Below are 23387 nucleotides of genomic sequence, written 5' to 3'. Positions count from 1 at the left end.
GTTCCGTATAGTTTAATAGCATTTGGATAGGAAAATTTGTGACAACAGAATTTGATGGGCAACAAGCACTAGATCAACAGTTACAACAACTGCAACAGTTGCTATTAATTCTTGAGCAGGAAAAAGAGATCTTAATTAAAAGCGACCCCGAACAACTGACCAGTATTGGCCTGGTTAAAGATGAAATTTTATTGGCTATACAATCACTTGATAAGCAAATAGAGCAAAGTGTTCAATTTCGCCAAGGGAAAGCTCAGGGCTTATATGACAATGCATTAGCACAAATAGAACAATGCTTGTTGCAATGTAAAGACCAAAATACGGTTAATGGTAAAATTATTCAGCAATCTCAACTAGCCGTTGAGCGAATGAAAACGTCGCTTTTACAAAGCCATAATAAGTCTTCGCTAACTTATGACAATAAAGGTAAAACTAGTGGTGGTTTAAGTAGCTTAGACGTTAAAGCATAACAAGTGTTTGCTTAAAGCTGCCTTTAGATTAATAGTAATCTACATTTTTAATTTCTCGGTTTCGTGAAGACCCCAAATAAATATCATAAACCTGCTTAAAATCTAACTCTAATTCTGTAGTATAGGTATCGCCAACTGGGTAACTTCTGACTACACGAGCCCCCCGAATTACCCCATTAATAGAGGTTTTTAATTCATTATCTCCCATAACCAAGTTGAGCATACTGGTTTTGCCACTTACTTGCTGACCAAAAACCTGCTCTGCTAGTTCTGCATAAGCTGCTATTTTAGATGCTTTAATTGCTAATAACATTTTTTGTGTTTCGTTATTCGACTTTTGTAAACTAATCGGTGCTTGACCAACCGCTTTAAGTACAGGAAAAGCTTCTGGTTGAGTCGTTTTCCATTCTACGTGTTTATCGTACACACTAGAGCAACTCATTAGAAAACCTAAACTCATACTAACAAGTAACACCTTGGTTAATTGACATTTCATAACGATTACCTACTTTTATTTTAGACTGGGTAGAATTTTTACTTTAAAACCACAATAAAGCTTGCATTATTTATGCCTACTTTACATTTGATTAGGTAACTGCAACTACATGTACTGTAAATTGAAAGCATCTGTTAGTAAATAACGCATACCTTCAATTAAAAGGCATAGTTCATGCATACAAAAATTTATCAATTTACGCTCAGGAAACCCTATGCGATATATTCTTATATTGTTTACTAGTATCTTATTTGTACCAACTAGCGTTGGGCAGTGGTATGAAACGCAAGGCAACGCCATTATAACAAATGGTGATGATAAGCTGGCCCGCACTAAGGCGATGGAAAACGCATTAAAAAAAGCGTTACTCGTTGCTGGCGCTTCCGTGTCTAGTGTTCAACAAGTAGTTAACGGGCTTCTCACGCAAGACGAAATCAATATTCGTGCAACTGGTAGTGTAAATTCGTTTGAGTTGATTAATGAAACTTATCATGACAATCAAGTAACAGTGACGATACGCGCTGATATATTCCCGCAAGAAAAACAATGCTTTTCAGCTGATTATCGTAAGTCGTTACTGCTGACAAAAGCTCAGTTAAAAGATCGTGAGCAAGCTAATATTGGGGGCATTTATAAAATAGACAGTAGTGTGATTAAAAAGCTCGCCAATAAACTGACACAAGATGGTATGTATCTCGACACTAAGTTAGCACTAAAACATAACTCGTCATTCTCGAGATATAAAAATAGTATGCAAGAAGAAAATATAAAGCAGTTATCTATGTCTCTATCAGATGTAAGCGATAGCCAATATATACTATTTACCGAGATCCAAGACCTTTCATTTGCAAATACAAATAATAACACTTGGCAGTTTTGGCAAGATAATATTTATGATCGTTATTTTCAACTTAACACTTACATATATAATGGCACTGATGGCGAACTAATACTGGCAAAAGAATATAGAAACTCTGCTCCATGGACATATAACAAAAGAGCCATGATTGATGTAAATTCAAATAGTTTCTGGCAAAGTGAATATGGCGCCATGATAGATGAATTGCTAAGTCAAGTAATTACTGATATCGACACAAATATGATGTGCCAACCTACTCGTGGCAAAATTGTACAAATAACCGGTAACACTGTGAAAATAAACTTAGGCCGCAGGCATGGTGTACAAGTTGGGGATGAGTTTTCATTACTGCATTTAAATAACTTTACCAGTGACGCTGGTAAAATATACGCAGGTTATAACATTAGTAATTTTAAAGTGAGGGTTACAGAGCTAACTAGAGATAGTGCGACAGCCATTACGCCAGATGAAAGTATTATTGACAGTATTCAAATTGATGACCTTGCGGTAAGATATTAAAAGATAGCCTCGTAAACACGAAGCTATCTTTCTTAACTACAATATTATGTTTGTTCTTCTGTAATGTCCGTATTACCAGCAACTAAGGTGTTACTTATTACTGCTGATAGCGCTAATATTATTACTGCAAATATTACCGTCGTCAGTTTAATCCCACGTGATGACGATTTATTCATGGTTGATCCAAATAACAGCTTTGATCTAATTGAATTAACTAATAACAAATCATTAATTAGTTCATTCAGTAAATTATTTTTGTAATTTTTGTACAAAAAGCACGTTATAGTATTAACATTAAAAAATCAATGATTTAAAGAAATTTTGTACATTTTAGCTAACATTGGCTTTCATTAGTACCATTTGCAGATTCTCTGCCGAAATTGGATACAGCAAACAATCACCCATTAATTGTTTAAACGAAGGCTCAAGTTGTCGATATTCAATCCCACGATAAATGCCTATTACAGTCGTTTTATCGCCCTTTCCTAGCTGACCCAATGATTCTTCAATCGCTTTAACATAGGGCTTTGAGGTGATGTTATCAATAATAATAATATCAAAGTGTAATTCGCTTATGGCATAACCAACTTCAGTGAAGTCATCTATGATCTCTACTTGGTAATCAAGCCCTAATAACAAGGGTGTAGTTTCAAAGTTTGTAGACAATGACTCTTCAATTAATAATACTTTTCTCTTATTATTAAAAGTTAACGTTTCTATTTCATCCGTTTTATTTAAAGTATCTTGCTGAGACTTAATACCTATAGGTAAAGAAATGGTCATCACTACGTCACCAGTTGGTACAAGCGTCAGCTTGATATTACCTTGTAATAGATAAGTAAGTTCAGAAGCTAATGCCATACTTGTACTAAAGTTAGCAATATCTTTCTTTAACCAAGAGAGTATCGGCATGCTTTCTTTCGCAGATAAAGCACTACAGGTAAAAAAAAGTGAGGCAAAGTCTTTATGGTAATGAGTTTTTACCGACATTTGCACATCACTACCGTTAAATAGCTTTAGAATATTATCTTGAAGCGATAACAATAGTTTTTCTAAGCGGTTTTTGTCAGCTACAACAAAATTTGGAAGCTCACAATCAAATAAAAACTTTATTTGATTGTGAGCGTGAATTTCCCTTTGCTGATAGGTACTTTCAATTTGATTAAGAAAGTACGAGAAATCAAATACCTGGCTATCAAGTTTTTGAGTGCGGCTTTCAATAGTAGAAAGGTCGCTAACGCTCGTTAGTATATGCTTTAATTGTTCTGTTACTTCATTAAATTGCTGTAATTGGCTATTTCCCAAGTTTCGACTACTTCCTCGAGATAAACGTTCTGCTAACTTTATTGGCGTACTCAACTCTAGGGTTAACATTTGTAAAAAATGTGCTTTAGATTGATTTTCCTTCTCTGATAATTCGTTAGCTTTAATGAGCTCCCTAGTTTTTTCAGCAACTTTATCACTTAGCTCAATAGAGTATGCCGCCATCATTAAAATAAGTAACTGAAAGATAAAACCACCAAATACAGCCCCCAATAGCATTACCCAAGTTTGCCAACTTTTATCTTGCGATAACCACGTTGTACTTTCAGCAATATGAAACTTCCACTGCCGGCCAAAGAAATCAACAACTTCAGTCTGCTTTAGTCTATTGTCAGTTGTTAATTTATCACCATAAATGAGATAGTTTTCTCCCGCTGTTACATCAACAATTGTCATCGTAATGTTGTTAGCAGAGATCTTGGTTTTTAAGGTATTAACTAATCGTTCAAGTTCAATTACCGCACTTAAAAATCCAATTGCTAATTCGCCAGAAGCTAATGTTATATAGCCAAATACATTAGCGCCTTTAGCGTTGCTTACCGGATGCGCAATAATAATTAATGGGTTCATTTCATTATTCTGATTCATTGAAAAAGGCGCAGAAGCGACAGCATCTTGTTTTTCAAGTGACTTCATCAATGTTGGAGTTATGGCAGTGTATTCATGTAAATCAAACCCATAATAAGTTTCACTCCCTTTCTCAGGAAATAGGTAAAGTACTGGCACAAAAAGCGTTTTATTCTGCGGCTCTAGCGGCTGGTTTCTCACTTTAGTTACAATAGTATATTCAATACCCAACTGACTTTTTGCATATTGTTCAAAACGCTGCTGTTCTTGGGCGGTAACAACAGGCGCCCATTGAATAGAACTTATGCTGCTGTTATCTCGATATACTTCATTTGAGTATGAGTTAAACTCATAAAAGTCAACCTCAACAGAGCTATTAAAATAAGCCGACATTGCTTTAATATCTGATTTAATATCTGAAATTTCTTTCACCAATACGTCGTTCAGCTCATGTAAAGACCGTTCGTATATATCAAGACGTTTATGCAGTTCTTGTTGTTGCGAAATTTGAAATAGCAAACCAATTGCAACACAACCAAGTGTAGATGAAACAAATACAAAGGTCCGTTTTGATACACTAAGCTTTTGTTCGCCAACAATAAAGAGAAGCGAAGGAATAGTAAATGCCGATACTAGAACGCTCGTCGACCACGCCCTAAAGAAAGCATAAGTTAACGAAGTGTCAAAGGTACCATTATCCAAAATTGCTACTATAACTGCGCAAGATGCAGCAACAATCCCAACAACAGGACCGATTTTGAGCATAAATGAAAAGAGTGACGACCTGCTTGCAATCCATCTTTGCTTGCCAATTAATTTATACGTAAGTTGTTTTGCCCAAAATGCTTGCAATAACGCGGCTAGAAAAATAAAAAGGACAATGGCAAGGTTAAGATCAAAGTAGGCATATTTATTTACTATCATTAGCAGCAATAAAGAGCTGATAATAACACCAGCTAACGCAATACTGCCCCAAACTAAAGTGACCGCTGTAATTATTCCTGTCACTGGGCCTATGAAATTAATTAATGAAAGCGGTTTAATAGCAAATACTACCAACAGGCAAACAGCAATAAAAATAGCGCTTGAATAGAAAAGCGGTTTAATTACTCCCCGCATAAATCCCCTGTTATAAATGAAATTATTCATTAATTATAAAATTCCTAACGCTACTATATCGAAAAGCAATAAGAACACCAATAGTGTCTATTAGGGCGGATTGTTCTTTGAAGTACAAATTTAACATGATTTTATTGAGACTATACGAAATACGTATAGTTTTTATATCAATTAACTAACCTGAACTCGGGTTAAGCAAAGTTACTCAGTAAGCTATTTTTGAGCCTATCTACGTTGAATTTGTTGCCAATAGCCCGCTATTGGATCAAAAAATTCGCCTTGATATTCACAAAACTATCAATACTGAGAAATAAAGGTTAGCTTTTCAAACAGTGAATAAAATTAAACTATTAAAAAATAATGTTTTATGTGAGAAAATCAACATTCATTAACCCGAGTTCAGGTTAACTAAAAAATAACGTTGTACTCTTTCGTATAAACCATGCTTAAAGCTTGTAAATAACAGCTGAAAAAACATACAAAAAAGCTCAACACCACCAACCTATGAAGTTTGTATTTGGTTAAAAAATGAGAAAAGTATAATAAATAGCGTAATAACATTTGCAGTTCAGCATGCGCTAGGCGAAAATAAGCACAATTTACGCCCTCAAGACAAGTACAAATTTACTGGAGCTATTATGCCGTCGCGTCAACAACTCGCCAATGCTATTCGTGTTTTAAGTATGGATGCTGTTCAAAAAGCAAAATCTGGTCACCCTGGAGCCCCAATGGGAATGGCCGATATTGCAGAAGTTCTCTGGAGAGATTTCTTAAAACACAATCCTACTGATCCAAACTGGGTAGATCGCGATCGGTTTATTCTCTCGAACGGCCATGGTTCAATGTTGATCTATTCACTTTTACATTTAACTGGCTATGACCTACCAATAAACGAACTTAAAAACTTCCGTCAATTACACTCAAAAACACCAGGCCATCCTGAGTATGGCTATACTCCGGGTGTAGAAACTACTACCGGGCCATTAGGCGCTGGAATTTCTAACGCAGTCGGAATGGCAATTGCTGAAAAAACATTGGCTGCTCAGTTTAACCGTGAAGACCATAATATTGTTGACCATTTCACTTATTGCTTTTTAGGCGACGGTTGTTTAATGGAAGGTATTTCGCATGAAGCCTGTTCATTAGCTGGTACATTAGGGTTAGGTAAACTAATTGCATTTTGGGATGATAACGGTATTTCAATAGACGGAAATGTTGAAGGTTGGTTTACTGATGATACTCCTGCTCGATTCGCTTCTTATGGTTGGCATGTCATTAGTAATGTTGATGGCCATGACTCAGCCGCTATCAGCGCTGCAATTGCACAAGCAAAGTTGGTAACAGACAAGCCAACCATGATTTGCTGCAAAACAGTTATTGGATTTGGCTCTCCAAATAAGTCAGGCACACATGATTGCCATGGCGCACCACTTGGTGATGACGAAATAGCCGCAACTCGTGAATTTTTAAATTGGCCACATGCTCCATTTGAAATCCCTAGCGATATATACAACGAGTGGGATCAAAAAGAAAAAGGTCAAGCAAGCCAAGTGAGCTGGAAGGAAAAGTTTGCCGCTTACCAAGCAGCCCACCCAGCATTAGCAGCAGAGTATGAGCGTAGAGTAATTAAAGGCGATTTACCTGCTGAATTTGAAGAAAGAGCTAATGCGTACATTCAAGAGTGCCAAGCAAAAGGCGATAACATAGCTTCTCGTAAAGCATCACAAAATACGATTGAAGCTTTCGGTACTATTTTACCTGAATTATTGGGCGGTTCAGCCGATTTAGCGGGTTCTAACTTAACGTTATGGTCGGGCTCAAGGGGTATTCAAGACGATGCTGCCGGCAACTATATCTTCTACGGTGTACGTGAATTTGGTATGAGTGGCATTATGAATGGCATTTCTTTACATGGTGGCTTCATTAATTATGGCGCAACTTTCATGATGTTTATGGAGTATGCACGTAATGCGGTACGCATGTCGGCACTTATGGGGATTCAAAACATTTTTGTTTATACTCACGACTCTATTGGACAAGGCGAAGATGGCCCAACCCACCAACCTATTGAGCAATTAACAAACTTGCGCACCACACCAAATATGGTAACGTGGCGTCCAGCCGACGCAACAGAGTCAGCGGTTGCTTGGAAAAATGCTGTTGAACGCCAAAAAGCACCTACTTCTTTAATATTTTCTCGCCAAGGTTTGCCAGCTCTAGATCGCAATGAAGCGCAGGTTGGACTCATTGAAAAAGGTGGCTACATCCTGAAAGAAAGCGAAGGTACACCAGAGGTTATTTTAATTGCGACCGGTTCAGAAGTATCACTCGCTTTAAAAGCTGCAGAAAGCTTAGGAAACAAAGTGCGTGTAGTTTCTATGCCTTCAACCAATATTTTTGATCAGCAAGATGCTCAATATAAAGAATCTGTATTACCTGCTTCAGTTACTAAACGAGTAGCTATTGAAGCTGCACACACAGATTTTTGGTACAAATACGTTGGCTTAAATGGCAAAGTAGTTGGCATGACAACGTTTGGCGAATCTGCGCCTGGTAACGTTTTACTCGAACATTTTGGTTTCACAGTAGACAACGTTGTTGCAACCGTTAATAGCTTAAACTAACGCGATACAGCGCCACTTAATTTAATTAAGTGGCGCTTCAATTCAATAATATATCTCAACATTATAAGTAGTCATATGCCTGTAAACATTGCCATTAATGGGTTTGGTCGTATTGGTCGAAGTGTTGCCCGAGCACTCTATGAAAATGATCAATTAAGCCACCTAAAATTAGTGGCTATCAATGAAATTGCCGATCCAAAAGGGATCGCTCACTTACTAAAGTATGACACTACCCATGGGCGCTTTTCATTTGATGTACAGCTTGATAACGAAACGTTAATTATTGCTAATGATAAAGTAGCCTTAAGTCATTGTGAGCAGTTATCACAATTACCTTGGCAAGCACATAATGTAGATATTGTGCTTGATTGCACTGGAAAGTTTGGTAGCAATGCCGAAGCAATGATCCACATTCAACAAGGGGCAAAAAAAGTATTACTTTCGCACCCAGGCGATCAAGACGTTGACGCAACCATAATTTTTGGTGTTAATGAACACACCTTAACCCCAAATGATAATGTAGTAAGTAATGGCTCATGCACAACCAACTGTATTGTGCCGGTAATAAAAGTCATTGATGATGCTTTTGGCGTTGAAAGTGGCACAATTACTACCATACATTCATCAATGCATGACCAACAAGTGATTGATGCTTATCACCCTGATCTTCGACGTTCACGTGCTGCAAGCCAATCAATTATTCCAGTAGATACAAAGCTTGCTGCTGGCATTGAAAGAATATTACCTAAGTTTTCAGGGCGCTTTGAAGCTATCGCGGTACGGGTACCTACTGTGAATGTAACGGCAATGGACTTAAGCTTAACCGTTAGTAGTGATGTAGATATTAAAGCAATTAACAACGCCATAGTCGCAGCGAAAAATAATGGCCTACAAGGTATTCTTTGTTACAGCGAGGAACCATTAGTTTCAATCGACTTTAACCATGACCCTCATTCTTGTATTGTTGACGGGAATCAAACAAGAGTGAGCCATAAGCGCCTAGTTAAAATGCTGATCTGGTGCGATAACGAGTGGGGCTTTGCTAATCGCATGATAGACACAGCAAAAACAATGGCACAGTTATTAGACTAACTAAGGCGATAAAATATTTAATTTTTTAAACTAGGGTCTGTTGATCTTTCAGTTTATAGCTCTGTTGCATTTGAAAAAGATGACAGTCGAGGCACTTAATGTAATGTTTGGTTGTTCCAAATGCACATTAAGTAACAAAGAGTGACGCTTTTTCAAGGCAACCCAAAGGGCTATGACTATTTTTCAACCTAACATCGTTAAAAATGGTTAAAGTACGACTGCACGGATGCAGAAGGTAGAGCGACGCAGGATGCCAAAGCCGAGAATGACTACATTGCACCATTTTTGCCTTGTTATCTTAAAAAATAGTCTATAGCAGAGGCTAAAATGAAAGATCAACAGACCCTAATTGTTACCTAACTTACACTTTAATATAAAAAATTTAACTCTTATTAGTTAACATTAACTCATAAGTTAGACGTTAAGATACCATCAGTGCGTCATGCCTGATTACATCAAATTTTTAATTATAGGTCGGCATTTATGCCGTCAAGTAACTATCCTAGTCAGAGAGTAACTGATGGGCTAAAGCCCAACCTGCAAATATGATGCTTTTTCTTAAAGTCCAAGCTATGAATACTAATAATTTACTATTTACTCAAAACAGGGAACAAATCAATGTCTGTAATAAAAATGGCTGAATTGGCACTCAAAAATCAACGCGTGCTTATTCGTGAAGATCTCAATGTACCGGTCAAAAATGGAAAAATCACCTCTGATGCACGTTTAAGGGCAGCACTTCCAACAATTAAGTTAGCCCTAAACGCTGGCGCAAAAGTAATGGTAATGTCTCATTTAGGACGACCAACCGAAGGTGAGTATAATAGCGAATTTTCATTACAGCCTGTTGTTGATTACCTTACAGATACATTAGATACTCCCGTCAGACTAGTCGCAGATTATTTAGAAGGCGTAGAAGTTGCTGCCGGTGAATTAGTAATTTTTGAAAATATTCGTTTCAATGTAGGCGAGAAGAAAAACGACGATGCTTTAGCTAAAAAGCTTGCTGCGCTTTGTGATATTTTTGTCATGGATGCCTTTGGAACAGCACACCGAGCACAAGCGAGTACTCATGGCGTTGCAAAGTTTGCACCTATTGCCTGTGCTGGCCCCTTACTATCGGCAGAGTTAAATGCATTAGCTAAAGCACTCGATAACCCTGCCCGCCCATTAGTTGCCATTGTTGGTGGTGCGAAAGTATCAACAAAACTAACCGTTCTTGACGCTTTATCAAAAATTGTTGACACCCTAGTTGTTGGTGGCGGCATCTCTAATACTTTTGTCGCTGCAGCAGGTCATGAAGTAGGCAAATCTTTATATGAAAAAGATTTAATCCCTGAAGCACAACGCTTATGTAAAGAAACTGACGTTATTTTTGCCGATGATGTCACAGTAACTCAAGATGAGTTTAACGATTGGTCACACAACTCAGCGACTGAGGTTAAAGCCTTGACCGATATAAATTCAAACGATAATATTATTGATTTTGGTCCTAAAACAGCAGAAAAAGTTGCTGAAATAGTAAAGTCTGCCGGTACTATTTTATGGAATGGGCCAGTAGGTGTATTTGAAATGGGCGCTTTTGCAAAGGGTACCGAGGTTATTTCTTTTGCTATTGCTCAAAGTGCTGCTTTTTCAATTGCGGGCGGTGGTGATACCTTAGCAGCGGTCGATAAGTATAACATTGCAGATAAAGTGTCTTATATTTCAACTGGTGGTGGTGCTTTTCTAGAGTTTTTAGAAGGCAAAAAATTACCGGCGGTAGAAATTTTAGAGCAACGCGCCAAGAAATAGCAACGCATGCAGGAATGGTTATTTTGGCTAACTGTTCCTGCAATCTTTTAATATAGCGTATTTATGTCAGAGCTTGTAAAAGTTAATAAAGCTATCAGACCGTGTAAATATTGGCTAACTTTTAGTTTCGTTTTAAAAGATGACAAGGCATTAACCTCCCCTGCTTAAAGTCACTCAATTTATATCTCATTAACGATAACGTTATGAATAAACAATGACTTGTACCTATGAGTAGCCATCAACGAAACATCATTACTGAAAGTAAAATAAAAATCTGAGTGCAAAGGCTATTTTTTTTCTGATATAATTACGTTACGAAACCAAATAGTTTCACTTTGAAAGATAAATAATACCTGTTTCATTAATTATGCTATCAACTTTATACGCAGGAAACACAGTCAAATACAAAGTGTTTATTTTCATAACTAGTTGTTCTAATTATTAAATAAATAACGCAGTAGTTGACTGTTTTAGCCTGTAGAAATAAGCACATAGTTAGTAAGATTGGTATAACATCGAATATTGTATTAAACGCAACCTCAGGAGTACATCATGGCTTTAATTTCTATGCGCCAAATGCTAGATCACGCCGCAGAGCATGGATATGGGATCCCTGCTTTTAACGTTAATAATTTAGAGCAAGTACGAGCCATTATGTTGGCGGCAAGTGACACTGACAGCCCTGTTATTTTACAAGCTTCAGCTGGCGCAAGAAGTTATGCAGGAGCACCATTTTTACGTCATTTAATACTAGCCGCAATTGAAGAGTTCCCAGATATTCCTGTTGTTATGCATCAAGACCATGGTACATCACCAGCAGTGTGCCAACGCTCAATCCAATTAGGGTTTTCATCGGTAATGATGGATGGCTCATTAATGTCTGATGGTAAAACACCTTCAAGTTACGAGTACAATGTAGATGTGACTCAACGTACTGTTGAAATGGCACATGCCTGCGGAGTATCAGTTGAAGGTGAGCTAGGCTGTTTAGGATCATTAGAAACAGGTATGGCTGGTGAAGAAGATGGTGTAGGTGCTGAGGGCGTTTTAACTGCAGAGCAGTTATTAACAGATCCAGAAGAAGCCGCTGACTTTGTAAATAAAACTCAAGTAGATGCTTTAGCAATTGCTTGTGGTACTTCACATGGCGCTTACAAGTTTACCCGCCCACCAACAGGGGATATTCTTGCAATTGATCGTATAAAAGCAATTCATGCCCGTATACCTAACACACACTTAGTAATGCATGGTTCATCTTCTGTACCACAAGATTGGTTAGCAATTATTAATGAATTTGGCGGAAAAATCCCTGAAACTTACGGAGTTCCTGTTGAGCAAATTCAAGAAGGCATTAAAAATGGCGTTCGTAAAATCAACATAGATACAGACCTTCGTTTAGCTTCTACAGGTGCTGTGCGTCGCTTTTTAGCCCAAAATCCAAGTGAATTTGATCCAAGGAAATTTCTACAAGCTTCTACAAAAGCAATGTACGATATTTGTAAAGCGCGTTACGAAGCATTTGATGCTGCAGGGAACGCAAGTAAAATTAAACCGATTTCACTTGAAGCTATGTTTCAAATGTATGAAAAAGGTGAACTACGCGCAGTAGTAAAATAATTTTTGTACATATTTACAAATAAAAAAGAGCTACGGCTCTTTTTTTTAAAATATGGGGTAATAGTAATAGGTTTCATTACCGTTTTTTACTATAATTCTCGATTCAAAAAATAGGAGCTCTCTCAATGGAACAAGTCACCGATTGGTTGATAGCAAACCAAGACTTAATTATTAATTATGGAATTAAGTTTGTAGTTGCATTAGCGATATTATTTGTTGGTAAAATTATTGCTAAAGTTATCAGTAAAACCATCAAAAAATTATTAACAAAAAAAGAATTCGACAAAACTGTCGTTAGCTTTATTGGTAGTTTAGTTTATGGCATATTTATTATTATCACCTTTATCGTTGCAATCTCGCATCTAGGTTTTAATACTTCATCACTTGTTGCTATTGTAGGTGCCGCTGGTTTAGCTATTGGTTTAGCCCTGCAAGGTTCACTCTCAAACTTTGCATCAGGTATTTTATTAATCACGCTAAAGCCATTTAAATCTGGTGACTTTATTGACGTTTCAGGCACATCAGGCATCGTAGAAGAAATAAATATTTTTGCTACAAAGTTGAGAACGGGTGATAATAAAGCCGTTATTATTCCAAATGGTCGTATTACTAGCAGTAATATTATTAACTTTTCAGCCAAACCTATGCGACGTATCGATTTAGTTATAGGCGTTGGATACAGTGCCGATTTAGCCCAAACAAAAGAAATATTAACTAGAGTAGCTAGCTCACATGAGCTGGTACTCAAAGACCAAGCTATAACTGTTGGCGTAAGTGAATTGGCAGACAGTTCAGTAAATTTTGTTGTTCGACCATGGGTGAAAACATCTGACTATTGGCCAGTGTATTACGCGCTATTAGAAACAATTAAAGTAGAGCTAGATAATGCAGGTATTGAAATACCATTCCCACAAATGTCTGTACATGTAAATCAAGAGAATTCAAATGAATCGTAATATAACTTTATTAGCACTATGTTGTGCGCCAATGTTCAGTGTTGCTGAAGAAGTTAAAGAAAAGCCAGCACTTACCTCATCAGCCGAACTTGGCTTTTTATATAAAACCGGTAACAGCAAAAGTGCCGACGTTAAAGCCGGTTATGATTTAAAGTATGAAAAAGATTTATGGCGTTCAACCTTAGCCCTCGATCTTTTAATTAGAAAAACGGATGTTGAAGATGACAATGGCAATAGCCACCTAAAAACGACTGACCAAAAGTGGGTAGCCGAATCAAAAACTAACTACACTTTAGATAAAACCTCTAAAAGTTATGTTTATGGCGATGTTTACTATGAAGACAGTCGTTTTAGCGGCTTTGAAAACCAAAGTACTATTTCAGCTGGTTGGGGTCGTGAATGGTATAAAACTGAAGTTGCTTCATTCTTTGCTGATATTGGCCCTGGTTACAAGCGTGATGTTACTATGGCTACAGATTCAAAGCCAAGTGAAACCAATACTGCCTTTATTGTGCAAGCACAAGCCTTATACTTGCGTAAAATTAATGAACATGTAGATTTTAAACAATCACTTACCGTTAAGTATGCACCAGAAAGTGGTGAAAGCAGCCGCTATAGAGCAGAGTCGTCTATTACCACTAAGTTAATTCAAACACTACAGTTAAAATTTTCATTTAAAGTTGATCACAACACAGAAGTTGATGAAGGTCGTGATAAAACAGATACGCAAACAGCAATTACCTTAGTATATAGTTTTTAATGAGCTATTTGTAATAGACGAAAGTTTTGCCGATAAAAGCCGATTAACACACGTTAATCGGCTTTTATCGTTTTTATTCCATCATTAATTAACTTTTTTTGACACCGTAATGAATTTTAATTAGCTTGTCAGTAAGTTTTATACCGCTTTAACAAACACTATAGGAAATATATGAAAATCAATTTAACGCTACTCGCTACGCTGAGTATGCTCTTTGTTTTGTTTCAAACAAATGCGACAGAAGACCCTTTTATATGGCTAGAAGATGTAGAAGGAGAAAAACAACTTTCTTGGGTAAAAAAGAAAAATGAAAAAGCCTTAAAAACATTCAAAGCACATCCTAAATTCAATTTACTTAAGAATAATATTTTATCTCAATATAAAGATAAGGAGCGTATCCCTGGTGTATTTAAACAAGGGGATTACTATTATAATTTTTGGAAAGACGAAACCCATGTTAGAGGGCTTTATCGACGTACAACGCTTGCCGAATATAAAAAAGACGATCCACAATGGGAAACTGTGTTAGACATTGATGACTTGAGTAAAAAAGAAGGTGTTAATTGGGTTTATAAAGGAATGAGCTGTCTCTACCCTGATTATAAGCGGTGCTTAGTTTCACTTTCACGAGGTGGTGCAGATGCAACCCAAGTACGCGAGTTTAATTTAGATACTAAAGAGTTTATCGCCGATGGTTTTTTCCTACCTGAAGCTAAGAACAGTGTTAGTTGGTACAACACAGATACTATTTGGGTTGCCACCGACTTTAACGATGGCGATAGCATGACAGATTCAGGCTATCCACGAAAAGTAAAACTGTGGCAACGAGGTACAAAATTAACGCAAGCAAGTTTATTATTTGAAGGGAATAAAACTTCCGTTAGTAGTGGCGGTTATACAGCGCGAGATGGTGATAACAAACACCATTTTATTTATGAAAGTAATACTTTTTATACACGTACAATATACCTTTATGACCAAGGTAAAAAAATAAAACTCGCTATGCCTGCTGATGCTAGTTTACAAGGAGTTTACCAAGGTAATATTTTTATTGAACTAAAAAGTGATTGGACAATCAATGGAAATACTTATGCTCAAGGTAGTGTGGTATACGCTAATTTTTCAGACTTCATTAAAAACGACTTTGATCTTTTGACCTTTGTTCAGCCAAGTGCAACCACTTCAATTGCATCTTTCGCTATGTCGAAGTCTTATATTATTATAAATTGGCTCGACAATGTAAAAAACAAACTGGTTAGATATCATTTAGATAAAAATAATATCTGGCAAGAGCATTTATTTGAATTCCCTACCAGTGGCTCTATTAGTGCCTATAGTATCAATAGAGAAAGTGATGACTTTTTCGCATCTTATACCGATTTTTTAACACCTTCAGGTGTTAACCAAGTGAATGCTCAAACACTGGCGATTACTTTACTTAAATCTAAGCCACCTAAATTTGACACGTCTAAATACAAATTTGAACAATATATGGCGACCTCAAAAGATGGTACACAAGTACCTTACTTTGTTGTGAGCAACAAAAAGCTCATTAAGAATGGTAAAAATCCCACGTTACTCTACGGGTATGGTGGTTTTGAAGTAAGTTTAGCACCTTTTTACTCTGAATCTGTCGGACAAAATTGGTTAGCGCAAGGCGGTGTTTATGTACTAGCAAATATCCGCGGTGGCGGTGAATATGGCCCAAGGTGGCATCAAGCCGCGTTAAAAGAGAACAGACACCGTGCTTACGAAGACTTTGAAGCTATTGCTGAAGATCTTATCGCAAAAAAAATCACTTCAAGCAAACACTTAGGTATTCAAGGAGGAAGTAATGGCGGCTTACTTGTAGGTGCTGCCTTTACCCGTCGCCCAGATTTATACAGCGCTGTTATATGTCAGGTACCACTGTTAGATATGAAGCGCTTTAATAAGTTATTAGCAGGTGCTAGTTGGATGGGGGAATACGGGAATCCTGACATTGAGAGTGAATGGGCATATATCAAAGAATATTCGCCTTACCAAAATGTTAAGCGTGCTCAACCTTACCCTAAAGTATTCTTTACAAGTTCAACAAGAGATGACCGAGTACATCCTGCACACGCCAGAAAAATGGTCGCTAAAATGGAAAACATGGGCTACGACGTTTTATATTATGAAAATATTGAAGGCGGGCATGCCGGTGCTGCAGATATTAATCAGTCTGCTGAAATTGCAGCAATGAATTACATTTATTTATTACAACAGTTAAGTAATTAGTGAGAGCCTACTTAACCAGTAGCAATGATCTCATCGTTAGTAAGATTTAAGATTTAAATTGAGACGAAAATAAAAAAAGCCAACTAACCGCTAGGTTAGTTGGCTTTTTAAATAAACACAGTGGGAACACTGCTATTCTAGAGTTGTAGACTAAGTCAGAGGTTAGATATTAGCAAACTGATTCATCGTATTGTCTTTACCGCCCGCTTTAAGCGCAGCTTCACCAGCAAAGTATTCTTTATGGTCGTCACCTAAATCTGAGCCTGCCATATTCTGATGTTTAACACACGCAATACCTTGACGAATCTCTTTACGTTGCACGCCTAATACATAACCAAGCATACCTTGGTCGCCAAAGTATTCTTTAGCTAAGTTATCAGTTGATAATGCAGCAGTATGGTATGTTGGTAACGTAATTAAATGATGGAATATACCAGCACCTACCGCTGCGTCAGCTTGGAAGGTACGAATTTTTTCATCTGCAGTTACTGCTAACTCAGTTTCGTCATATTCAGCACTCATCAAACGATCTCTGTCATAAGCTGAAACATCTTTACCTTCTTCTTGCATTGCATCAAACACTTGCTGACGGAAGTTAAGCGTCCAGTTAAATGACGGAGAATTGTTATAAACTAGCTTGGCATTAGGCACTTCTTTACGGATAGCATCTACCATTGCGCCAATTTGACCAATATGAGGCTTCTCTGTTTCAATCCAGATTAAGTCTGCACCATTTTGAAGTGAAGTAATACTATCAAGAATACAACGCGCCTCTCCTGTTCCTGCTTTAAATTGGAACAGATTACTCGGTAAACGTTTAGGGCGAACCAGTTTGCCGTCTCGGTTTAATACTACATCACCGTTATTAAGGTTCTCAGGCAACACTTCTTCACAATCTAAGAATGAATTGTATTGGTCACCTAAATCACCAGGTGTTTTAGTGACCGCAATTTGTTTAGTTAAACCCGCACCTAAAGAATCGGTACGTGCAACAATAACACCATCGTCTACACCCAGTTCCATAAATGCATATCGAACGGCATTAATTTTAGCTAAAAAGTCTTCATGTGGCACTGTTACTTTACCATCTTGGTGACCACATTGTTTTTCGTCAGATACTTGGTTCTCGATTTGAATACAACAAGCACCCGCCTCAATCATTTGCTTAGCCATCAAATAGGTAGCTTCTGCATTACCAAAACCAGCATCAATATCAGCAATAATTGGCACAACATGAGTAATATGGCCATCAATTTTTGCTTGTACTTCTTTAGCTTTTGCTGTGTCTCCGGCTTCATTGGCAGCATCTAACTCACGGAAAAAGTCGCCAAGTTCACGCGCATCTGCTTGACGTAGGAAGGTATATAATTCGGCAATCAAGCTAGCAACTGAGGTTTTTTCATGCATGGATTGGTCGGGTAATGGGCCAAACTCTGAGCGAAGTGCTGCAACCATCCAACCCGAAAGGTATAAATAGCGGCGATCAGTGTTTTGAAAATGTTTTTTAATTGAAATCATTTTTTGTTGGCCAATAAATCCATGCCAACAACCTAGAGATTGTGTATATTTAGTTGGGTCATTATCATACGCGTCCATATCTTTACGCATTATAGCAGCAGTATATTTGGCAATATCTAACCCTGTTTTAAATTGGTTTTGCAAACGCATACGAGCAACTGATTCGGCATTAATTGCCTGCCAGTTATTTTTTGTTTTAAGTTGTGTTGATAACGCATCTATTTCTTGGCGGTAGTTACTCATAGCTTGGCTCTCCAGCAGTTAGTTATGTAATTCGACTTGTAAGTAAACAAATCAGATAACAAAATAGTAGACTATCATTTAGGTATTTATGAAATATATATTGTTTATCACTACCATTCACAATATAAATAAAGGTGATTGATTTGCTCAACAACTTGCATATTAACTATACTAATCAATGATTAAATCGTAATTAGTACCAGTTTCACACTTAGAGTAATTACACTTATATTGTTTTTTTCTGCGAAAAGCGACTTGCTTTCACGTATAAGTCATGACATATAGTTAAGTTATATTTTTTATATTGGCTATTAATAACATGAATATATCTAAAATTGATTTAAACCTGCTTATCTATCTTGATGTTCTTTTACGCGAGAAAAATGTGACTCGCGCTGCAAGTCGCTTAAATATTACTCAGCCAGCAATGAGTAATGGGTTGAAACGATTACGAACCCTTTTTGGGGATCCTATATTAGTGCGTACCTCAGACGGTATGGTGCCAACGGAACGTGCTCGCGCTTTAGCTCCAGTGATCAGAAAAATATTATTAGAACTTGAAGAGGCACTTCAAGGTGAAGAAGAGTTTAATGAAAAAAATAGCCAACGCGTTTTTCGTATAATGGCAAGTGATTATGCAGCCTCAACATTATTTCCAAGTTTATTGCGCAAAATAAATCAACTTGCACCAAATATAACTATTGATTTTATGACGCCTAGTGATGTGACTTTTCATGATGTTGAAGCCGGAAAGATCGATATGGCGATTAACCGCTTCGATGAACTACCACAGTCTTTTCATCAAAAAACTATTTGGCGAGACACTTTTTCATGCTTACTTAGCACTGAAAACGATATAGTTTCCGATTTTAATTTAACTTCCTACTTAGCGTCAAAGCATGTTTGGGTGTCAAAAACAGGTTTTGGGGTGGGTGTTGGAATGGATCCTAAAGATGTTCAAAAGCTTGGTTGGGTTGATGAGGCGCTTGCTAGAATCGGTAAAAAGCGTGATATTAAAGTGTTTACTCGTAACTACCATGTAGCAATGCAGCTAGCATACGAGGATGCACTGATAGCAACTTTGCCTACTAAGGCTGCATTACTCCATAAAAACGATGCTAACTATACAATTTTAAAGCCACCTTTTGAGATCCCAGATATAGAATTAAAAATGATTTGGAGCCCTTTACTTCACCACGACGCTAGCCATATTTGGTTTAGGCAGCTTGTTATTGAAGCTGCAAAAGAAAGCCAATAAGCGTTCTACATAATGAAATATGCGAATAAAAACCAGCTTAAAGATGTGCTATATGCCATAGTAATGCTGCTTATTTGTCTTGCGGGTGGCTACGGGATAAACTTTTTAATTGGTGGACTTCCGCCAAGCTTGTATGGCATGGCAGTACTAACAACAGCATTACAATTACAGTGGATAAGCCCGGTAAAATTTAAGCTTTTTGCAACTTGGGCTATCCGTAATATGGCGGTTTGTTTTATACCTGCAGGAGTCGGCATTATTGAGCACGGTGATCTTATTAAAACGCACGGCTTCGCCATTGTAGTAATTACCTTTATCACCACCTTTTTATTACTTACTTTCGTTGGTGTATTTTATCAACGCTATGAAAATAGCACTTTAAAAGATAATACCGAATAAACCTTAAGGAATAATGGCCAGTGCTAACAGATCTTCTTACGATATTGCTCACCTGTAGCTTAACCATATTAGCTTACCAAGGATTTGCTCAATTACAAATTAAGCTAAATAAAATATGGCTTAACCCAATGTTGTTAACTGTACTATTTATTATTTTATGCCTTTACGTTTTTGATATTAACTACAGTTTTTATGATGATAATAGCGACCCTTTTAACTTTTTATTAGAGCTATCAGTGGTAACATTAGGGTTTCCGCTTTATCAGCACTTACATTCAATGAAACGCCAGTGGAAAGCAATTACATTATTATTAGTATTTGCCGCAGTCATCGCCATTACCAGCAGCTTTGCGTTAACATGGTTAATAATAGCAGAGCAAGAAGTTGCTGTTTCACTTGCGTTAAAGTCAATTACTACGCCTATCGCTCTTGCCATTACTGAGCAGTTTCATGGCAATATCGCAGTAACCGCATTTACTATAATTATCGCCGGCTTAATTGGTGCGATATGGGGGATACCATGGTTAAGCTTTCTCGGAGTGACCTCTGCTAATGCGCAAGGAATTGCTATAGGAACGGCAAGTCATGCCCTGGGAACCGCCACAATTAGTCAAATTAGTTATCAACACGCGGCTTATGGCTCATTAGCATTAATATTATCAGCTGCTATTACTGCTGCTATCAGCCCAATACTAATGCCGATCATGATCAGCTTAGTACAGTAATTAAACGCGATAATACAATTACTTAACCTGAACTCGGGTTAATGAATGTTGATTTTCTCACATAAAACATTGTTTTTTTTAATTAGTTTAATTTTATTCACTGTTTAAAAAGCTAACCTTTATTTCTCAGTATTGATAGTTTTGTGAATATCAAGGCGAATTTTTTGATCCAATAGCGGGCTATTGGCAACAAATTCAACGTAGATAGGCTCAAAAATAGCTTACTGAGTAACTTTGCTTAACCCGAGTTCTGGTTACTTAATAATGTTGTAATTGTAGCGAAGTGAGGTAGTGCATATATTGTAAGTTTATAGGCATTCATAAACATTAAAAATATAAAAACAATCATTCACCAAATGAATGATGTATATCGATTAATACAATAATATAACCTAATGCATTGCACACCTTTAAAATTACCACTATATCAACAAGTTAAACCAACAAGCTAATCAGACAAGTACAGCAAGAACTAAACAGTCAATATTGTGCTATTGCAGCATTAGGCAATTACACTTACATTTCATTTAATCGATTAGTAATCAGGTGTGCTTTTACATAAAAGCTTTCATAACAACATACATTCTTCGGAGACCTCATGACAAACAGAATTAATATTGGGCAAATACAAGTAGCTGAATGTTTATATAACTTCGTTGAAAAAGAAGTTATGCCAACACTCAAGCTCAACAGTGATCAATTTTGGCAAGGCTTTTCTGACATTATCAATCAGCTAAGTGTAACTAACGAAGCGTTATTGGCTAAGCGTGAAAATTTACAGCATAAAATTGACCAATGGCATGACCAACACCAAGGTGAACTGTTTAATTTTTCAGAATATAAAACATTTTTAACAGCAATAGGGTATTTAGAGCCTGTTGTTGATGACTTTACAATATCAACCAATAACGTTGATGCAGAATTAGCGACAATGGCAGGGCCACAGCTTGTGGTTCCTATAATGAACGCACGTTTTGCTTTAAATGCAGTTAATGCTAGGTGGGGCAGTTTATATGATGCGCTTTACGGTACTGACGCTATTAGTGATAAAGATGGGGCTGAAAAAACACCAGAATATAACCCTATTAGAGGCAATAAAGTTATCGCGTTTGCACGAGATATTCTTGACCAAGCAATCCCACTTTCTGAGGGTAGTCATCATCAGGTCAAAAAATATGAAATAAAAGATGGTAAGTTAGCAGTTACATTATTAAATAACGAGACTCACTCTTTAGCAAAACCGAAGCAATGTATCGGCTATACCGGCGAAGCACAAAGACCTGACTCTATAATTTTTGAAAACAATCAACTTCACCTCGAGTTATGTTTCGATGCCAAGAACCCTATAGCAAAAAGCGATAAAGCAGGAGTAAGCGATGTTATGCTTGAGTCGGCACTCACCACAATTATGGACTGTGAGGACTCAGTTGCCGCTGTTGATGCAAGTGATAAGGTTATCGCCTACCGAAACTGGCTTGGGCTTAATACAGGCACACTGACCGAAAGAATTAGTAAAGGTGAAAAAACATATATCCGTTCAATGGCAAACGACAAAAGTTATCAAACTATTAATGGTTCGCCTGCAACGTTACCCGGCCGAAGTGTTATGTTTGTGCGTAACGTTGGTCACTTAATGACAAATGATGCGGTATTAACTCAACAAGGAAAAGCTGCACCTGAAGGAATTATTGATGCTGTGATGACATCACTAATCGCACTTCATGATGTAAAGGGCTATAGCCAAAAGCCTAATAGCCGCACTCGTTCAATATATATTGTAAAGCCAAAGATGCATGGCTCTGCAGAAGTCGCATTTGCTGATCTTCTATTTTCAAGGGTTGAGCAACTTCTACATTTACCTGAAAACACAATAAAGATGGGTATTATGGATGAAGAGCGCCGTACAAGCGTAAATTTAAAAAACTGCATACATGCCGCTAAAGCAAGAGTGGTCTTTATCAACACCGGATTTTTAGACCGAACAGGCGATGAAATACATACTTCAATGAATGCTGGTGTGATGGCGAGAAAAGCAGATATTAAGTTCACTCCTTGGATCAGCGCTTATGAAGATAATAATGTTGATATTGGCTTAGCTTGCGGCTTTAGTGGTAAAGCCCAAATAGGCAAAGGTATGTGGCCTATTCCTGATCAAATGTCGAATATGCTAGCCAATAAAATTAACCATGTGCAAGCGGGTGCAAATACTGCTTGGGTACCTTCACCAACGGCAGCTACATTACACGCTATTCATTATCACCAAACCCATGTACTTAGCTTACAACAAAAGTTAGCCACCAGAGAACCAGCAAGCCTCGATGATATTCTTACTATTCCATTAGCCGACAAAACCAACTGGAGCACAGAAGAAATTACTAATGAATTAGACAATAATGCACAAGGTATTTTGGGGTATGTAGTTCGTTGGATTGATCAAGGTATTGGTTGCTCAAAAGTGCCTGATATAAACGATGTAGGACTGATGGAAGATCGCGCCACTTTGCGTATTTCTAGTCAACACATTGCAAACTGGCTTAAACATGGCATCTGCACAAAAGCGCAGGTACTAAGTAGCATGAAGAAAATGGCTACGATTGTTGATCAACAAAACCAAAATGACAGTTTATATTGCCCAATGTCTAAAGATTTTGATAACAATATTGCTTTTCAAGCGGCGTGCGATTTAGTGTTTAAGGGATGTGAGCAACCAAGTGGTTATACAGAGCCTTTGTTACATCAATATCGAATACAGCATAAAGCAAAAAATGGGTCTTAACTTCCTAAATTAA

The 23387-nt window shown here is 37.3% G+C and carries 17 protein-coding genes; 13 read left to right on the top strand and 4 right to left on the bottom strand.

Annotated features, from left to right (window positions below):
* Positions 1-38 precede the first annotated feature (38 nt).
* A complete protein-coding gene (gene flgN / locus QUD79_RS03030) occupies positions 39-470 on the top strand; it encodes a flagellar export chaperone FlgN (RefSeq protein ID WP_286289799.1) in 432 nt (143 codons plus the stop codon).
* Positions 471-498: 28 nt separating this feature from the next.
* On the opposite strand, the gene QUD79_RS03025 is transcribed toward flgN, so the two are convergent.
* Positions 499-966, bottom strand: coding sequence for an LPP20 family lipoprotein (locus QUD79_RS03025; RefSeq protein ID WP_184426139.1), 468 nt, complete (start codon positions 964-966; stop codon positions 499-501).
* A gap of 214 nt (positions 967-1180) precedes the next feature.
* Between QUD79_RS03025 and QUD79_RS03020 the strand changes: the two genes are divergently transcribed.
* Positions 1181-2344, top strand: a complete 1164-nt coding sequence (locus tag QUD79_RS03020; protein WP_184426141.1) for a flagella assembly protein FlgT — start codon at positions 1181-1183, stop codon at positions 2342-2344.
* A 44-nt stretch (positions 2345-2388) separates the two neighbouring features.
* On the opposite strand, the gene QUD79_RS03015 is transcribed toward QUD79_RS03020, so the two are convergent.
* Positions 2389-2520, bottom strand: coding sequence for a hypothetical protein (locus QUD79_RS03015; RefSeq protein ID WP_281401858.1), 132 nt, complete (start codon positions 2518-2520; stop codon positions 2389-2391).
* Between the two features lie 154 nt (positions 2521-2674).
* Positions 2675-5353, bottom strand: coding sequence for a CHASE domain-containing protein (locus QUD79_RS03010; RefSeq protein ID WP_184426142.1), 2679 nt, complete (start codon positions 5351-5353; stop codon positions 2675-2677).
* 638 nt (positions 5354-5991) lie between these two features.
* Here QUD79_RS03010 and tkt point away from each other — a divergent pair.
* The 7 genes from tkt (at position 5992) to QUD79_RS02975 (ending at position 16455) form a co-directional block, all read left to right on the top strand.
* Positions 5992-7977, top strand: coding sequence for a transketolase (tkt, locus tag QUD79_RS03005; RefSeq protein WP_184426144.1), 1986 nt, complete (start codon positions 5992-5994; stop codon positions 7975-7977).
* Positions 7978-8052: 75 nt separating this feature from the next.
* Positions 8053-9069 carry an erythrose-4-phosphate dehydrogenase gene (gene epd / locus QUD79_RS03000; protein ID WP_184426146.1) on the top strand — a complete coding sequence of 339 codons (1017 nt, stop codon included), beginning with the start codon at positions 8053-8055 and terminating at the stop codon, positions 9067-9069.
* Between the two features lie 618 nt (positions 9070-9687).
* Positions 9688-10863, top strand: a complete 1176-nt coding sequence (locus QUD79_RS02995; RefSeq protein ID WP_184424341.1) for a phosphoglycerate kinase — start codon at positions 9688-9690, stop codon at positions 10861-10863.
* Positions 10864-11415: 552 nt separating this feature from the next.
* Complete coding sequence (fba, locus tag QUD79_RS02990; protein WP_184424342.1) at positions 11416-12480, top strand: class II fructose-bisphosphate aldolase; 1065 nt, start codon at positions 11416-11418, stop codon at positions 12478-12480.
* 125 nt (positions 12481-12605) lie between these two features.
* Positions 12606-13436 (top strand): mechanosensitive ion channel domain-containing protein, encoded by an 831-nt coding sequence (locus QUD79_RS02985; RefSeq protein WP_184424343.1) that lies wholly within the window; start codon positions 12606-12608, stop codon positions 13434-13436.
* Entirely contained in the window at positions 13426-14196 is a 771-nt protein-coding gene (locus QUD79_RS02980) for a DUF481 domain-containing protein (protein ID WP_184424344.1), read from the top strand. Before QUD79_RS02985 ends, QUD79_RS02980 begins: the two co-directional genes overlap by 11 nt.
* Before the next feature lie 171 nt (positions 14197-14367).
* Positions 14368-16455 carry a prolyl oligopeptidase family serine peptidase gene (locus QUD79_RS02975; protein ID WP_184424345.1) on the top strand — a complete coding sequence of 696 codons (2088 nt, stop codon included), beginning with the start codon at positions 14368-14370 and terminating at the stop codon, positions 16453-16455.
* Between the two features lie 162 nt (positions 16456-16617).
* On the opposite strand, the gene QUD79_RS02970 is transcribed toward QUD79_RS02975, so the two are convergent.
* Positions 16618-18216, bottom strand: a complete 1599-nt coding sequence (locus QUD79_RS02970; RefSeq protein WP_184424346.1) for an isocitrate lyase — start codon at positions 18214-18216, stop codon at positions 16618-16620.
* A 319-nt stretch (positions 18217-18535) separates the two neighbouring features.
* On the opposite strand from QUD79_RS02970, the gene QUD79_RS02965 reads away from it, so the two are divergent.
* The 4 genes from QUD79_RS02965 (at position 18536) to QUD79_RS02950 (ending at position 23374) form a co-directional block, all read left to right on the top strand.
* Positions 18536-19474, top strand: coding sequence for a LysR family transcriptional regulator (locus QUD79_RS02965; protein WP_184424347.1), 939 nt, complete (start codon positions 18536-18538; stop codon positions 19472-19474).
* A 12-nt stretch (positions 19475-19486) separates the two neighbouring features.
* Entirely contained in the window at positions 19487-19873 is a 387-nt protein-coding gene (locus QUD79_RS02960; RefSeq protein WP_184424348.1) for a CidA/LrgA family protein, read from the top strand.
* A 20-nt stretch (positions 19874-19893) separates the two neighbouring features.
* Positions 19894-20598 carry an LrgB family protein gene (locus QUD79_RS02955; RefSeq protein ID WP_184424349.1) on the top strand — a complete coding sequence of 235 codons (705 nt, stop codon included), beginning with the start codon at positions 19894-19896 and terminating at the stop codon, positions 20596-20598.
* A gap of 598 nt (positions 20599-21196) precedes the next feature.
* On the top strand, positions 21197-23374 hold the full coding sequence (locus QUD79_RS02950) for a malate synthase G (protein ID WP_184424350.1): 2178 nt from the start codon (positions 21197-21199) through the stop codon (positions 23372-23374).
* Positions 23375-23387: the final 13 nt, after the last annotated feature.

Source organism: Thalassotalea piscium (assembly GCF_030295935.1).
In the GTDB taxonomy this organism is placed as follows: Bacteria; Pseudomonadota; Gammaproteobacteria; order Enterobacterales; family Alteromonadaceae; genus Thalassotalea_B; species Thalassotalea_B piscium.
The sequence above is the reverse complement of the archived record's forward strand: the minus strand, read 5'-3'. Positions and strand labels throughout refer to the sequence as shown.

Excerpts from the sequence above, each read along its gene's own strand:
- QUD79_RS02970 (WP_184424346.1), bottom strand. The coding sequence starts at position 18,216 with ATGAGTAACTACCGCCAAGAAATAGATGCGTTATCAACACAACTTAAA.
- QUD79_RS02965 (WP_184424347.1), top strand. The coding sequence starts at position 18,536 with ATGAATATATCTAAAATTGATTTAAACCTGCTTATCTATCTTGATGTT.
- QUD79_RS03010 (WP_184426142.1), bottom strand. The coding sequence starts at position 5,353 with ATGCGGGGAGTAATTAAACCGCTTTTCTATTCAAGCGCTATTTTTATT.
- QUD79_RS02985 (WP_184424343.1), top strand. The coding sequence starts at position 12,606 with ATGGAACAAGTCACCGATTGGTTGATAGCAAACCAAGACTTAATTATT.
- QUD79_RS03015 (WP_281401858.1), bottom strand. The coding sequence starts at position 2,520 with ATGAATAAATCGTCATCACGTGGGATTAAACTGACGACGGTAATATTT.
- QUD79_RS02950 (WP_184424350.1), top strand. The coding sequence starts at position 21,197 with ATGACAAACAGAATTAATATTGGGCAAATACAAGTAGCTGAATGTTTA.
- QUD79_RS02960 (WP_184424348.1), top strand. The coding sequence starts at position 19,487 with ATGAAATATGCGAATAAAAACCAGCTTAAAGATGTGCTATATGCCATA.
- QUD79_RS02980 (WP_184424344.1), top strand. The coding sequence starts at position 13,426 with ATGAATCGTAATATAACTTTATTAGCACTATGTTGTGCGCCAATGTTC.
- QUD79_RS03025 (WP_184426139.1), bottom strand. The coding sequence starts at position 966 with ATGAAATGTCAATTAACCAAGGTGTTACTTGTTAGTATGAGTTTAGGT.
- QUD79_RS02975 (WP_184424345.1), top strand. The coding sequence starts at position 14,368 with ATGAAAATCAATTTAACGCTACTCGCTACGCTGAGTATGCTCTTTGTT.
- fba (WP_184424342.1), top strand. The coding sequence starts at position 11,416 with ATGGCTTTAATTTCTATGCGCCAAATGCTAGATCACGCCGCAGAGCAT.
- tkt (WP_184426144.1), top strand. The coding sequence starts at position 5,992 with ATGCCGTCGCGTCAACAACTCGCCAATGCTATTCGTGTTTTAAGTATG.
- epd (WP_184426146.1), top strand. The coding sequence starts at position 8,053 with ATGCCTGTAAACATTGCCATTAATGGGTTTGGTCGTATTGGTCGAAGT.
- QUD79_RS03020 (WP_184426141.1), top strand. The coding sequence starts at position 1,181 with ATGCGATATATTCTTATATTGTTTACTAGTATCTTATTTGTACCAACT.
- QUD79_RS02995 (WP_184424341.1), top strand. The coding sequence starts at position 9,688 with ATGTCTGTAATAAAAATGGCTGAATTGGCACTCAAAAATCAACGCGTG.